Origin of the sequence: Corallococcus sp. AS-1-6, from assembly GCF_020037015.1 — a bacterium.
In the GTDB taxonomy this organism is placed as follows: domain Bacteria; phylum Myxococcota; class Myxococcia; order Myxococcales; family Myxococcaceae; genus Corallococcus.
Map to the genome: position 1 here is coordinate 1 of NZ_JAIQDE010000004.1, position 13,004 is coordinate 13,004.

Consider the following 13,004-nt stretch of genomic DNA (forward strand, 5'->3'; position numbering starts at 1 on the left):
CCCGCTGGGGGCTTCTTCTTGCGATGTCACCCCACCTCTATGCGGCTCGTAGGACTGCTTATTCCGCGCAGACCTCCAGTCGGACTGGTCTCGGAGACCCGAGGCCGGGGACCTCGTTCCGCCCAAGCCGGGGAGCTCTCCGGACGCTCGGACCGGTTCTGGTGCCCCGCAGCCGTGAGCAGTTGTTCCAACCGGGCAGCGGAAGCCTGTCGGACCGGTGCTGGTGCACTGCGGCCGGGGACAGTTGGTCCACCTGGGCAGCGGAAACCTGTCGGACAGTCGGACCGGTTTGGGCTCACTGCGGCCGGGGCGGTTGGTCCGACCGGGCAGCGGAAACCTGTCGGACACTCGGGCTGGTTTTGGCGCACCGCGGCCGGGGCGGTTGGTCCGACCGGGCAGCGGAAACCTGTCGGACTGTCGGACAGGTTTGGGCGCTCCGTGGCTGGGGGCGTCGTTCCATCCGGGGCTGCGGAAGCCTGTCGGACTGTCGGACAGGTTTTGGTGCTCCGTGGCTGGGGGCGTCGTTCCATCTGGGGCTGTCGGACTGTTGGACGGGTCTGGGCGCTCCTTGGCTGGAGGCAGTGTTCGTCTGGGGCCGCGGAAACTTGTCGGACAGTCGGACAGGTTTGGGAACGCTGTCTCTGGATGGCTGCCTACCTCAGCCTGGCGGGGAAACTTGTTGGACTGTCGGACAGGTTTGCCCGTTCCGGGTGGGGGGGCGCTGGGACGGCTGGCGATTCGCGGGCCGTAACCCCGGGGCTGTGGGGACCATGAGGGACGACTGGGGCAACGCGGTCCGGGCCGGTGCGAAGTGCTCGGGGAGGGGGTCTGGGGCTGGGTGACGATTGCCATTTCCCGGGTGGCTTTCGTTGTGTCGTGCGGGGCCGGGCTGGATGGCCTCGACACGTGCTGGTGCGGTTCTTTGTCGTGCGGCGCTTTCGTTCGGCGGCCGTGCGCCAACTTCTGGAGGAACGCGGATGGAACTGGGACTCGCCAACAAGGTCGCGCTCGTCGCTGGTGGCTCCAGCGGGCTGGGACTCGCCGTCGCGGAGGAACTGGCGAAGGAGGGCGCGCATGTCGCCATTGGCGCTCGGGACACGGACCGGTTGGCCCAGGCGGAGGCCCGGCTCAAGTCCGTGGCCCGGGGCGGCCGGATCATGGCGACTCGTGTGGACGTGAAGGACGACGCGGACGTGCGCCGCTGGGTGGAGGACGTGGCCGCGAAGCTGGGCGCGCTGCACGTCGTTGTCACCAACAGCGGGGGACCTCCTCCCGGCCCGGCCTCCTCCTTTGGCGTGGACGCGTACCGGAACGCGACGGACGCGGTGCTGCTGCCGCCCATCTCCCTGGCGCTCGCGGCGCTGCCCCACCTGAAGAAGGCCGGATGGGGACGCGTGCTGTTCATCACCTCGGAGACCGTGCACCGGCCCGTGGCCCGCTTCGCGCTGTCCGGCTTCGCTCGCATGGGCATCGTCGGCTTCTCCGCCGCGCTGGTGCAGGAGCTGGGCGACGCCGGCATCACCGTCAACGTGCTGGCGCCGGGCTACATGCGCACGCCTCCGGTGGAGCGCACCGCCGGCAACGCGGGTGACGTGGAGGCGGGGCTTCGCGCCATGGGCGCGCACATCCCGCTCAAGCGCGTGGGGCTCCCGGAGGAGTTCGCCGCCGCCGCGGTGTTCCTCGCCAGCGAGCGCGCCTCCTTCATCACCGGCACCGTGCAGCTCGTGGACGGTGGCGCGAGCGTCATCGGATGAGCGCCACCTCCGCCGCCCCGTCCCGCCGTCCCGTCGTCGTGAAGATTGGCGGCGCGGCGGGCGTGGACCTGGAGAATGTCTGCGCGGACGTCGTGGAGCTCGTCCGCCAGGGCGAGCGCGTCGTCGTCGTCAACGGCGGTTCGGAGGCCGGGGAGCGGCTGCTGGGCTCGCTGGGCCTGGAGCGCCCGGAGGCCACCACCGCGAACGGCAACGTCGTGCGCCTCACCTACGCGCCCACGCTCCGCGCGCTCACCATGGCGTGGGTGGGCGAGGTCAACAAGGCCGTGGTGCTCGCGCTGCTCGCGAAGGGCGTCACCGCGCTGGGCCTGTGCGGCGCGGACGGCCGCGTGCTCACCGCTCGCAGGCGGCCACCGCTCAAGCTGCAGGACCCCGGCGGACGGATGCGCATCGACCGCGAGCACCTGGCCGGTGAGGTCTCCTCGGTGAACTCGGCGCTCCTGGGGACGCTGCTGGAGGGCGGCTACGTGCCCGTCGTGTGCCCTCCCGCGGTGACGGAGGACGGCGTGCTCGTGAACGTGGACGCGGACCACGTGGCGTCGTCCATCGCGGCGGCGCTGGGCGCGAGGGCCCTGGTCATCCTCTCCAACGTGCCGGGGCTGCTGGCGGATCCGAAGGACCCTGCCTCGCTGGTGCGCTCGAGCGACGACGTGGAGGGCTGCATGCCGCTCGCGGGCGGTCGCATGCGCTACAAGCTGGAGGCCGTGCGCCGGGCGCTGCTGGGCGGCGTCCCGACCGCGTACGTGAGCGCGTCGCGCGTGGCGCGGCCGGTGTTCTCCGCGCTGGAGGAGGCGGGCGGTACGAAGTTCACCCTTCGCGAGGGAGGCAGGGCGGATGCGGACGCGTGAGCCAGGCGTCGACTTGTTGCGGTGGATGGTGGAGCAGTACAGCCCCAGCCACCAGGAGGACTCCTTCGCCGGAGCGCTGGTGGAGCGGCTGGGCACACGCGGCTGGCGGGCGCACACCGACGCCGTGGGCAACGCCGTCGCCCGCTACGGTGACGGGGACACCGTCATCGCGTTCCTGGGCCACATCGACACCGTGCCCGGGGAGGTGCCCGTGCGGCTGGAGGGGCAGAAGCTCTACGGCCGGGGCGCGGTGGACGCCAAGGGGCCGCTGTGCGCGTTCATCGAAGCCGTGGAGCTGCTGGACGACGCGGAGCGCGCCGGCAAGCAGTTCCTGCTCCTGGGCTGCGTGGAGGAGGAGGTCGCCATCACCCGCGGCGCCCTGCACGTGCGCGACCAGTACGCCCCGGACTTCGTCATCAACGGCGAGCCCAGCGGCGCGCACGCGGTGACAATCGGCTACAAGGGGCTGCTGCGCCTGGACCTGGAGCACCGCGCCGGCCGCCGCCACACCGCGAGCCGCGACTACCGCGCCGCCGCCGAGCACGTCATCGACGCGTGGAACGCGCTCAAGCGCCTGTGTGACGACTGGAACCGCGAGCGCCCGTCCCTCTTCGAGCAGAACCTCCCCTCCCTCAACGCCTTCCACACCGGCGCCACGGAGACGGAGGAGTGGGCCACGGCCGCCGTGAGCATCCGCACCGGCCCGTCCACGGACACCGACGCGCTGCTCGCGGCGCTGGCCACCGTGCCCACCGTGACGGTGCGCACCGTGGCGCGGAAGAGCGCCGTGTCCACGAACGGCAACGACGCGCTCTCCCGCGTCTTCAAGCAGGCCATCCGCGAGCGCGGCGTGAAGCCCACGCTGCGCCTGAAGACGGGCACGTCCGACTGGAACACCGTGGCCTCCGCGTGGGCCGTGCCCACCGTGGCGTACGGCCCCGGCGACGCGGCGTTGGACCACACGCCCCACGAGCACATCGACCTGCCGGAGTACGAGGAGGGCGTCGCGGTGCTCGCGCGCGTGCTGGCGCTGCTGCCCGTGAAGGGGGCCGCGGGGGGCTGAAGGCTCAGGTGCCCAGCGCGGCCAGGCCCCTGGCGCGCAGGGTCCGCATCCCCACCACGATGCCGAAGAAGAGCAGGGCGCAGCCCGCGGTGATGGGCCGCACGCCCACCCGGTCCGACAGCGCGCCCTGGCCCCAGACGCCCAGGATGTAGCCCGCGTTCACCAGGAGCAGGAACAGGCTGCTCACGCGCGCCTGCAGCTCCGGCGGCGTGCGCGCCTGACACACCGTCTTCAGGCCGGTGAAGGCGACCAGGTACACCGCGCCCAGGATGAACAGCGTCACCAGGGCCACCGGCAGCGTGGGGGAGAGCCAGTACGCGGCGGAGCACAGCCCCACCAGCAGCAACGACGTCTCCAGGAAGGCCCGCCGCCCCATCCGCGCGGCGAGCGCGCCGGAGCCGAACGCCGCGATGACCGCGCCCGTCCCCTGCGCCGTGAGCAGCATGGACGTGGTGGTCGCGTCCCCGCCCAGCACCTTCAGCGCGAACACCGGCACCAGCCCCACGAAGGGGGAGATTAGCAGCCCCACCAGCGCGCCGGAGCCCAGCGCGAGCGCGATGCCCGGGTCCGTCCACGCCAGCCGCACGCCGCGCATGATGCCGGCCCACAGCGCCTCGGCCTTGGGAGGCAGGGTGCTGGCCGCGCCGCGCATGCCCGCGAGCGCCAGCAGCACGGCGAGGAAGGACAGCGTGTTGACGAACAGCGCCCCGGCGATGCCCACCTTCGTCAGCACGAGCGCGGCCAGCACGGGGCCGATGATGCGGCCCAGGTTGAACTGCGCCGAGTCCAGGCTGAGCGCGTTGTGCAGGTCCTCCGGCGGCACCACGGCCACGGTGAGCGCCGTGGCGCAGGGGATGACCAGCGTGCTGAACGCGCCGTTGAGCAGCGAGATGGCCGCCACCCACGGCACCGACAGGTTGTTCGTCCCGGCCAGCACCGTCAGCAGCGCGGCGAGCAGGGCCTGGACGCAGATGCACACGGCCATGAAGGTGCGCCGGTCGAAGCGGTCCGCGAGCGCGCCGCCCAGGGGCGCGAGCACCAGCGAGGGCAGGTGCGTCAGCGCGGCGACGCCGCCCGTCCAGGCGGCCTGGCCCGTCACCTGCGTGACGTAGACCCCCAGCGACACGGACTCCATCCACGTGCCGATGTTGGACACGAGCGTGCCCAACCACAGAAGGGTGAAGTCGCGATGGGACAGGGCCCGGGCGGAGCCCGAACGGGAGAACAGGGAGGTGGCCACGGAGACACTCCTTCTACAGCGCGCCCCTGACGCGTGCTCGGTGGGCGCACGCCTACACGGTGGTTGACTCCCTGGCCGCCATGGGAGACGGGGAAAGCCATGACGCGGCACAAGGTTCTCGTGGTTCCCCGGGAGATTGCCGGCGAGCGGCTCGACCGGTTCCTGACGAAGCACGTCCCGGGCCTCACGCCGGAGCGGGCCCGGGCGTTGCTGGACGCGGGCCGGGTGCGCATCCGGGGCAAGAAGGCGCAGGCCACGCGCAAGCTGTGGGGCGGCGAGGAGCTCACCCTGGAGACGCCGGAGCCCCGGCCGTCGCCGCATGCCTCGCGGGAGGGGCCGGAGCTGCCGGTGCTGTACGACGACGCGGCGCTCGTCATCGTGGCGAAGCCGCCGGGGCTGGTGGTGGAGCCGGAGGGGCGGGCGGCGTCGGTGGTGGGGCTGCTCGCGGCGCGGTGCCCGCCCTTCGACGTGGAGGGCGTGGCCCAGCCGGGCGTGGTGCACCGGTTGGACCGCGAGACGAGCGGATGTCTGGCATTGGCCCGGACGGATGACGCGGTGGCGGCGCTCTTGAAGGCGTTCCAGGAGAAGCGCGTGGACAAGCGCTACCAGACGCTGGTGCTGGGCCGCCCGCCGGACACGGGGCACCTGGAGGGGCCGTACGCGAGGGACCCGAAGGATCCGCGCCGCTTCACGACCCGCGTGCCCTCCGCGCGCCGGGCGGCGCTGACGTTCACGGTGCGCGAGCGGTTCCGGGAGGGGGCGCTCCTGGACATCGACCTGGACACCGGGCGCACGCATCAGATCCGCGTGCAGTTGTCGGAGGCCGGGTTCCCGGTGCTGGGGGACTCGCTCTATGGCCCGGAGGAGGCGCGCAGGCACCCGGCGGCGCTCGCGGTGGGGCGTCAGGCCCTGCACGCGTGGCGGCTGGAGGTGCCGTCCTCCGCGACGGGACAGCTCATCCAGGTGGAGTCACCGCCGCCGGAGGACTTCCAGCGGGGGCTCACGGTGCTGCGCGGGGTCGCCTGATACCGTCCGGGCACCGGGCGGATCAGGGCGGCACGCTCACCGGGTGTCGTCCTCGGCGTCGGGCTCGGGCGGCTCCAGACGGGCCTGCCGTTCACTGGCCTCCCAGGAGGCCTCGGCGTCACCGGCGTGCACGCGGGCTGCGGCCGCGTCGTCCTGGTCTCCGGTCCACGTGGTGTGCCCGCCCGCGAAGCCCTCCAGGGGCCGAGCGCCGCGACGCGACTCCACCTCCAGGTCCTTCTGCTCCTGCTCGCGCAGCCGCTCGCGCTCCTGCTCCCGTTCATGCTCGTGCTGCTGCTCGAGAATCCTGTCCGCCATCGCGCCTCACCTCCTGCCCCAAGGTGGGGTGCGTCCGCGCGGGGCGGCAGGGGGCGGCGGGCCCTCCGTGCACGGCCGCATGCCTGGCGTGCGGTCGGCGGCACGGGCGTCCCACGGAGTACGCTGGAGGAGCCCGTGGGAGCCGGGCCTCTGGAGGAACGCGGCGCATGAACGCAGGAGTCTCCATCGTCGCCGATGACACGCGGAGCTGGGGAATGGAGACCCCGGGCCCTGGCCTGCTGCTGCACGTCCCCGCCGCGGGCCGCTGGGCGCAACGGCCCGCCATGCACCTGGACGCGGCTCCCGGCTACCGCCTCCGGCTGCGCGGCATGCGACAGACGCTGCTCTGGACCCGCATCGACTCCTACTGGGACCGCGCCGTCTTCCTCCGGGGAACGGCCCTCTTCCCCCAGGTCCTGCCGCCCCTGTCCGCGCCCGAGGTCCGGGCCGTGGAGGCCGCGTCCGGCACCGGGCCCTGGTGGGAGGCCTGGGCCTGGCGGGTGGCGCGTGCGCTCGTGGAGGCTCCGCTGCCGGTGCTCCACGCCGGCTCCTGGTGTCTGCGCCCCGTGCGCGCCATCGCCGCGGAGCAGGCGGAGCGGCATCCCGTCTCCCCCATGGAGTGGGGCTTCGGTCAGCCGCCCCTGCCGCCGCACTCGCTCTCCGCGGTGACGCGGTTCCTCACGGCCTGGAAGGAGGACTGGTGGGAGTCGCTCCCCGAGCAGCGGCCGGGCGCCGTGCTCGCGCTTCGCGTGCCCTCGTCGCCGGAGGATGGACGCGTGAAGAGCTGGCGCAAGCGCGCACGGGACGGGACGTTGCCGCCCGTGCTGCTGCTGTACGTGGACATCCTCGCGAAGTGGCTGGTGCTGGATGGTCATGACCGGCTGCACGCGGCGCTGCTCGAAGGCGTGGAGCCTCCGCTGCTGGGCTTGTGGCCCTTCGTCACCCCGCCGCGTCCCGCGAGCGCCGTGCGCGAGGAGGGCGCCCTGTTCAGCGCGGAGTTCCAACTGCGCGCGGGCGCGACGCCAGAGACCGTCGACCGCGTCAACCGCATGCTGGTGCACAGCTTCACCCCCGACCCCAGGGGGACCGTCTCGCGCGCCTGGCCCATCCCGGGGGGACGCGAGACCTGGCGCGAGGAGGTCACCACCCGGCGCCGCAGGGGCTGGCTCCCGCCGCTGGAGGACAACGCCCTGGACTGGCTCACGTAGACTGCCCGGCATGCTTCGTCCGCACTTCGAACGCCAGACCACCGGCCGGCTGCTGCTCCGCGCCATCCGCGAAGACGACCTGGACGCGGTCTTCGCCCTCCATTCGGACCCCACGACGAACCAGTTCAGCCGCCGTGGCTACATGCAGACGCTGGACGACGCGCGGCGGATCATGGGCCTCTGGCTGGAGGACTGGGCGCGCGAGGGCGTGGGGTACTGGCTGGTGGAGCGGCTGGAGGCGCCCGGCGTCGTCGTGGGCCTGGGCGGCCTGCGCCACAAGGAGCTGGAGGGCCAGCGCGTGCTCAACCTCGCCTACCGCTTCGTGCCCCAGACCTGGGGCTCCGGGTACGCCACGGAGGTGTCCCGCGTCGCGCTGGCGCTGGCGGCCCGGCACCTGCCGCACGTGCCCCTCGTCGCCATCATCCACCCGGAGAACGCCGCGTCCCTCCGCGTGGCGGAGCGGCTGGGGATGCACCTGGACCGCCACGTCACCGAGGACGGCATCCCGAACCGCGTGTATGTGATTCGCTGACGCTCGCGTCAGCGCGGGTCGAAGGAAGCGCACACGCGCACGCCGCTGCGCACGTCCCGCGCGGTCGCGTCGCCGGGGGACAGGTCGGCGCTCGCCGCGACGAACGAGTCGTAATACCAGGAGCCTCCCCGCAGCACGACGCTGCCGAACTCCGGCGTCACGGAGCGCGTGAGCTCGTAGGCGTTGCCCGCCATGTCCCGCAGGCCGAACGGGCTCACCGACGCGGGGTGTGTCCCTACCGCGTCCGGGCCAAAGGCCAACGGCCGCCGGTCATACGTCGCGTCGATGTTGGCGTCGTCGGGCTGGAGCTGGTCGCCGTGCGGATAGCGGCGGCCGTCCGCGCCCCGGGCCGCGTACTCCCATTCGTGCTGGCCGCACAGGCGCGCTCCCGGCAGCCGCTTCGTCCGGTGGAGCCAGTAGAAGTAGCCCTCCAGGTCCTGCGCGGAGACGCCGGACAGCGGCAGCCGCTTCCAGTCGACGCTCGCGTGCCGCGTGCGCTCCGAGTAGAGCAGGGGCTCGCCCTCCTTCGCGGTGCGGAACTCCTCGCGGGTGCGGTGGAAGGTGAAGACCCAGCCCGTGCCCTGCCGCCACCGCAGCGTGATGGTGCCTCCGTCGCCGAAGTGCGGCTGTTCGAGGATCCTCCTCGCGGGCGCGTCCGGGGGCAGGTCCTCCAGGTAGGTCAGCCAGTCCCCGAACGTCACCTCGTCGCGGCCCACCAGATAGCCGCCGGTGAGGCAGTAGCGGTGCATGGGCGGGCTGAAGGTGAAGCGGCGCACCACCTCCGGCTCCGCGCTGCCCAGGAGGAAGCAGCCCGGCGGGATGTAGACGTAGCCCTCCGGCACCTGGGTGGGGAGCGTGAGGCGCAGCGCTTCACGCGAGCCGTGCGTGAGGAACACCGGGACGTCCAGGGGCACCCGGCCCGGCTGCGTGACGTGGAGCAGGTAGGAACCCTCCGGGAGGACGAAGCGCGAGCCTCCCGCGGCCGGCACGGGTTCGCGGCGGAAGGGCCCGTCGCTCCGCAGGACGCGCGTGATGGACACGCGGGCCCCCGGTGGCGTGCTCTCGACCAGCAGCTCCGCGGGCTCGTGGAACCGCCGCAGGGAGGCCTCGCCCTCCCTGGCGGAGTCCACCTCCTGCTCCAGGCGCTGGAGCCACGCGTCGCGCTCGTGGCGCTGGTGGAAGGCCTCCGCGAGCAGGACGCGCTCGGACAGGACCTCCGCGATGAGCCGGCGCGTGTCGGCATGGTGGCGGTCGCGGTCCAGGCCGCGCTCCAGGCTCCGGCTGGCGCGGGTGAAGGCGGCCTCCGCCTGGTCGCGCAGGGCGAGCGTCTCCGTCCAGCGCTTCTCCGCGGCGCTGCGCAGGCCCGTGGCATCCGTCGCGGTCTCCGGCCCCAGTGAGGAAGGAGGGCGGCCGTCGAACATGGCCAGCGACTCCTCGCGGCTCGCGAGCGCCCGCGCGGCGAGGGTGCGGCCCGAGGCCAGCGCCTCCTTCGCGGTGCCCAGCTCCGCGGCGATGTGGCGCGCGTCCTCCAGGTACGCCTGGAGCCGGAGGCCGCCATACGACGCCAGGACGGCGAGCGCGAGCACCAGCGCGGTGAGGCCCCGTCCCCAGCGCGCGCGGCGCACGGCCCGGTGGGACGCCCGGAGGAAGGCCTGCTCCCGGGGGCCCAGCGTGGCGGGCTCCAGCACCCGCACCTCATCCAACTGGCGCTGACCCCAGAGGGCCTCGCTGGCGCGGCGCAGGCGGTCCCACTCCGCGCTGGCCGCCTCCACGCGCTTGCGCAGCACGCGGTGCCCGATGTCGTCGTCCAGCCAGTCGCGCAGCGTGCCCCAGCTCGAGATGAGCGACTCGTGGGCGATCTCCCAGCGCGGCAGGCCGCTCACCGTGCGCGTGTGCAGCAGGCGGCCTTCCACGAGCATGCGCAGCGCCGCGCGGGAGGTGTCATCCGAGGCGTCCGCGAGGTCCTCCGCGCCGCGCTCGATGCGCGTGCCCTCGGCCGTCACCAACTGGAGCAGCAGCCGCCGCGCCGCCGCGTGCTCCGCGGGGCTCATGCGCGCGAGCACGCCGTCCGCGTGCCGGGACAGCGCTCCGGCCACGCCGCCCATCGCCTCCAGCGCCGAGCGCGTGATGCGGCCCCGCGCGGCGTCGCGGCGCTCCCATAGCTCCGCGAGCGCGAACTGGAGCAGCGGCAGGCTGCCCACGCCATGCGCCGTGGAGTCGACGAGCGTCCGCACCAGCTCCGGCGACTCGAAGGCCACGCCCCGCGCACGGGCCGGGCCGATGATGGCCTCGCGTACGCCCTCGGGCGACAGGGGCCGGAGGATGTAGAGCGCCCGCTCCGCCTCCTCCCCCAGGCCCGGCAGCGCGCACAGGCGCGTGAGGAAGTCGCCCCGCACCGCCAGCAGCACGTGCACGCCCGGTGACGGCAGGGCCAGCTCCCCCAGGACGCGGGCGAAGTGCGCGGCCTGCCCGGGGTCGGAGAGGGTGAGCAGCTCCTCCAACTGGTCGACGAAGAGCAGCAGCCCCCGCCCGCGGGCATGCGCCTCGCGCAGCGCCTGTCCCAGCCAGGCCGGCGTGTCCGTGAGCGCGGTGACGAGCTCCGCCTCCCTCCGCCCCAGCACCGGCGCGAGCGCGGCGGCCAGCGCGTCGAGCGGGCGATGGCCGGGCCACAGCGTGACGACGTGCGGCTCGCGTCCGTCGCCCAGGTCTCCGGCCGCCACCCGGGGCAGCACGCCCGCGCGGCACAGCGAGGACTTGCCCGTCCCGGAATCGCCAGCGACGAGCACCAGCGGCCGCGTGCGCAGGCGCTCCAGCACGGCGCGGATGTCGCCCTCGCGTCCGAAGAAGAGCGCCCGGTGCTCGGCCGCGAACGGCGCGAGCCCGCGATAGGGATTGCCGGCGCCCAGCGGCGCGGGCGCGATGGAGCGCTCCAACTGCTCCAAGGCCTCGCTCAACGCCTCCGCTGAGTTGAAGCGCTCCAGCGGCTCCACCGCGAGGCAGCGCTGGATGAGGGCGGCGAAGTCGGGGTCCACCTCCGGGCCCAGCGCGGCGCGGGGCGGGGCGTCCTCGGGCCTCCGCGAGGCGCGGCGGGGCACCTGGCCCGTGCACAGCTCATGGAGGATGAGGCCCAGCGCGTACAGGTCGCTGCGCGCGGAGGCAGGGCCCCCGGTGAGCACCTCCGGCGCCAGGTAGGGCAGGGTGCCCACGAGCAGCGGCGAGCCGGACGCCAGCTCCGAGCCCACCTCGAAGCGCTCGGCGAGCCCGAAGTCGAGCAGCTTCACCTCCCCCTCGCGCGTGACGAGCGCGTTGGAGGGCTTGAGGTCGCGGTGCAGGACGCCCTGGCGGTGCGCCGCCGCCAGCCCCCGCGCCAGGCCCACGCCCAGGGACAGCACCCGGCGCCACGGCACCGGCAGGGGCAGCTCCGCGAGCGTCTCGCCGACGACGTACTCGGAGACGATGTACGGGTGGCCGTCCACCGCGCCCACGCTGAACACGCTGACGATGTTCGCGTGTTGCAGCCGCGCGAGCGCCCGGGCCTCCGTGGTGAACAGGTCGCGGAAGCGCTCATCCGGCCGCGCCGCCGCCATGAACTTCACCGCCACGCGCCGATCCAACGACGTGTCATGCGCCAGGTAGACGATGCCCATCCCGCCCCGGCCCAGCGGGCGCTCCAGGCGGAACGCATCGAACGACGGCGGCGGCGTCCAGGGCTCCGGCTCCGGCGGCGGCAGCAGGTCCGTCTCCCGCGCGTCGGGGGGCTCCGCGTCCTCCACGGACGAGCGCTGGATGCCGGGCGTGAGCGTGGCCAGCAGGCTCCGGCACTCGCCGCACCCCGAGGCGTGGCGGTGCACCTGCGCCAGCGCCTCGTCCGTGAGCTGGTCCTCCAGGAGCTGGACCAGGACGTCGTCGGTCAGGCAACTGGAAGGGAGCGCGCTCACGGAGTGGGGACCCTCACGCTAGTCACGCCGCGCGCGGCGTTCAATGACACACGCGGACACGGCGCCACGCACCGTGCGCGAGATGCGCTTGGGGCGCGGGCGGGGGCCCGGCATGGTATGGCGTTGCCATGTCCCAGGTGTCCGCACTGGCCACGACCTTCCTCTCGCACACGAAGACGCGCTTCGTGGCCCCCTCGCCGGAAGCGCTCGCGGAGCTCGACGCCTTGCTGTCTCGCGCCTGGGAGGACGCGCAGGCCCGCTGGCCGGGCATCCCGCTGCCCGCCGAGCGCTTCGTGACCCACGTCGCGGAGCGGCTCCCCCCGGCGAGCCCCACCGCGCCCGTCGCGCCGCTCGTCTCCGCCCTGTCCCTGCCGGAGCTGTACCTGGCGTGCGCGTGCCTCCAGGGCCACTCCGCCGCGCTGGAGGCCTTCGAGCGCCACTACCTGTCCCGGCTGCCGGAGCGGCTGCGCAGCCTGCGCCAACCGGACGCGATGATCGACGAGGTCCGCCAGCGCGTGGGCGTGAAGCTCCTGGTGGCCAGCGCGGGCCAGGTGCCCGCCATCGCGGACTACACGGGGCGGGGGGGCCTCTTGAGCTGGGTGGTCGTCATCGCCAGCCGCATCACCCACAAGCTGCGCGGGCAGGAGAAGCCCTCCACGGAGGACGACGCGGAGGAGCTGTTCAAGGCGCTGCCCGCGCAGGGGCTGGACCCGGAGCTGGACGTGATGAAGCGCCGCCACCACGCGGCCTTCCGTCAGGCCGTGCGCGAAGCCGCCGCCACGTTGTCGGCCGAGGACCGCCATCTGCTCCGCCTCCACTTCGCCGACCGGCTCTCCACGTATGAGATGGCGCCGCTCTTCCGCGTCAACCAGTCCACCATCTCCCGCTGGCTGAAGCGGGTGCAGCAGCAGGTCTACGCGGAGACCCGGCGCCGCCTGCAGGAACAACTGGGCCTCTCCACGGAGGACTTCCAGAGCTTCATCGCCTTCGTGGACAGCCAGCTCGACCTGACCTTGAGCCAGCTCCTCGACGAGAAGCGCGAGCCCTCGTCGGACGGTTGAC

10 protein-coding genes are annotated in these 13,004 nt (G+C 73.5%); 7 read left to right on the forward strand and 3 right to left on the reverse strand.

Annotated features, from left to right (window positions below; all coding sequences use genetic code 11):
- Positions 1 to 977 precede the first annotated feature (977 nt).
- The 3 genes from K8612_RS06985 to K8612_RS06995 are packed head-to-tail and all read left to right on the forward strand — an operon-like array spanning position 978 to position 3,683.
- Positions 978 to 1,754: an SDR family NAD(P)-dependent oxidoreductase gene (locus tag K8612_RS06985; protein WP_223761689.1), complete on the forward strand. Its 777-nt coding sequence runs from the start codon at positions 978 to 980 to the stop codon at positions 1,752 to 1,754.
- The gene (locus K8612_RS06990) at positions 1,751 to 2,620 is read left to right on the forward strand and encodes a [LysW]-aminoadipate kinase (protein WP_223761690.1); all 870 of its coding nucleotides are present in this window, start codon (positions 1,751 to 1,753) and stop codon (positions 2,618 to 2,620) included. Before K8612_RS06985 ends, K8612_RS06990 begins: the two co-directional genes overlap by 4 nt.
- On the forward strand, positions 2,607 to 3,683 hold the full coding sequence (locus tag K8612_RS06995; RefSeq protein WP_223761691.1) for a M20/M25/M40 family metallo-hydrolase: 1,077 nt from the start codon (positions 2,607 to 2,609) through the stop codon (positions 3,681 to 3,683). Before K8612_RS06990 ends, K8612_RS06995 begins: the two co-directional genes overlap by 14 nt.
- A gap of 4 nt (positions 3,684 to 3,687) precedes the next feature.
- On the opposite strand, the gene K8612_RS07000 is transcribed toward K8612_RS06995, so the two are convergent.
- Positions 3,688 to 4,923: an MFS transporter gene (locus K8612_RS07000; RefSeq protein WP_223761692.1), complete on the reverse strand. Its 1,236-nt coding sequence runs from the start codon at positions 4,921 to 4,923 to the stop codon at positions 3,688 to 3,690.
- 99 nt (positions 4,924 to 5,022) lie between these two features.
- Here K8612_RS07000 and K8612_RS07005 point away from each other — a divergent pair, with 99 nt between their 5' ends.
- Positions 5,023 to 5,949 (forward strand): RluA family pseudouridine synthase, encoded by a 927-nt coding sequence (locus K8612_RS07005; protein WP_223761693.1) that lies wholly within the window; start codon positions 5,023 to 5,025, stop codon positions 5,947 to 5,949.
- 36 nt (positions 5,950 to 5,985) lie between these two features.
- Here K8612_RS07005 and K8612_RS07010 read toward each other — a convergent pair whose 3' ends face one another.
- Positions 5,986 to 6,264 (reverse strand): hypothetical protein, encoded by a 279-nt coding sequence (locus tag K8612_RS07010; RefSeq protein ID WP_223738570.1) that lies wholly within the window; start codon positions 6,262 to 6,264, stop codon positions 5,986 to 5,988.
- A gap of 167 nt (positions 6,265 to 6,431) precedes the next feature.
- Between K8612_RS07010 and K8612_RS07015 the strand changes: the two genes are divergently transcribed.
- Together K8612_RS07015 and K8612_RS07020 are read left to right on the forward strand one after the other, a co-directional pair.
- On the forward strand, positions 6,432 to 7,472 hold the full coding sequence (locus K8612_RS07015) for a hypothetical protein (protein ID WP_223761694.1): 1,041 nt from the start codon (positions 6,432 to 6,434) through the stop codon (positions 7,470 to 7,472).
- A 10-nt stretch (positions 7,473 to 7,482) separates the two neighbouring features.
- A complete protein-coding gene (locus tag K8612_RS07020; protein WP_223761695.1) occupies positions 7,483 to 8,004 on the forward strand; it encodes a GNAT family N-acetyltransferase in 522 nt (173 codons plus the stop codon).
- Positions 8,005 to 8,012: 8 nt separating this feature from the next.
- Here the strand turns inward: K8612_RS07020 and K8612_RS07025 are convergent, their stop codons facing one another.
- Positions 8,013 to 11,942, reverse strand: a complete 3,930-nt coding sequence (locus K8612_RS07025) for a bifunctional serine/threonine-protein kinase/formylglycine-generating enzyme family protein (protein ID WP_223761696.1) — start codon at positions 11,940 to 11,942, stop codon at positions 8,013 to 8,015.
- Between the two features lie 128 nt (positions 11,943 to 12,070).
- Here K8612_RS07025 and K8612_RS07030 point away from each other — a divergent pair, with 128 nt between their 5' ends.
- Entirely contained in the window at positions 12,071 to 13,003 is a 933-nt protein-coding gene (locus tag K8612_RS07030) for a sigma-70 family RNA polymerase sigma factor (protein WP_223761697.1), read from the forward strand.
- Position 13,004 lies beyond the last annotated feature (1 nt).

What these genes read in the sequence shown, in the direction of transcription:
- K8612_RS06985 (WP_223761689.1), top strand. Translation starts at nt 978, where the DNA reads ATGGAACTGGGACTCGCCAACAAGGTCGCGCTCGTCGCTGGTGGCTCC.
- K8612_RS06990 (WP_223761690.1), top strand. Translation starts at nt 1,751, where the DNA reads ATGAGCGCCACCTCCGCCGCCCCGTCCCGCCGTCCCGTCGTCGTGAAG.
- K8612_RS06995 (WP_223761691.1), top strand. Translation starts at nt 2,607, where the DNA reads ATGCGGACGCGTGAGCCAGGCGTCGACTTGTTGCGGTGGATGGTGGAG.
- K8612_RS07005 (WP_223761693.1), top strand. Translation starts at nt 5,023, where the DNA reads ATGACGCGGCACAAGGTTCTCGTGGTTCCCCGGGAGATTGCCGGCGAG.
- K8612_RS07010 (WP_223738570.1), bottom strand. Translation starts at nt 6,264, where the DNA reads ATGGCGGACAGGATTCTCGAGCAGCAGCACGAGCATGAACGGGAGCAG.
- K8612_RS07015 (WP_223761694.1), top strand. Translation starts at nt 6,432, where the DNA reads ATGAACGCAGGAGTCTCCATCGTCGCCGATGACACGCGGAGCTGGGGA.
- K8612_RS07020 (WP_223761695.1), top strand. Translation starts at nt 7,483, where the DNA reads ATGCTTCGTCCGCACTTCGAACGCCAGACCACCGGCCGGCTGCTGCTC.
- K8612_RS07030 (WP_223761697.1), top strand. Translation starts at nt 12,071, where the DNA reads ATGTCCCAGGTGTCCGCACTGGCCACGACCTTCCTCTCGCACACGAAG.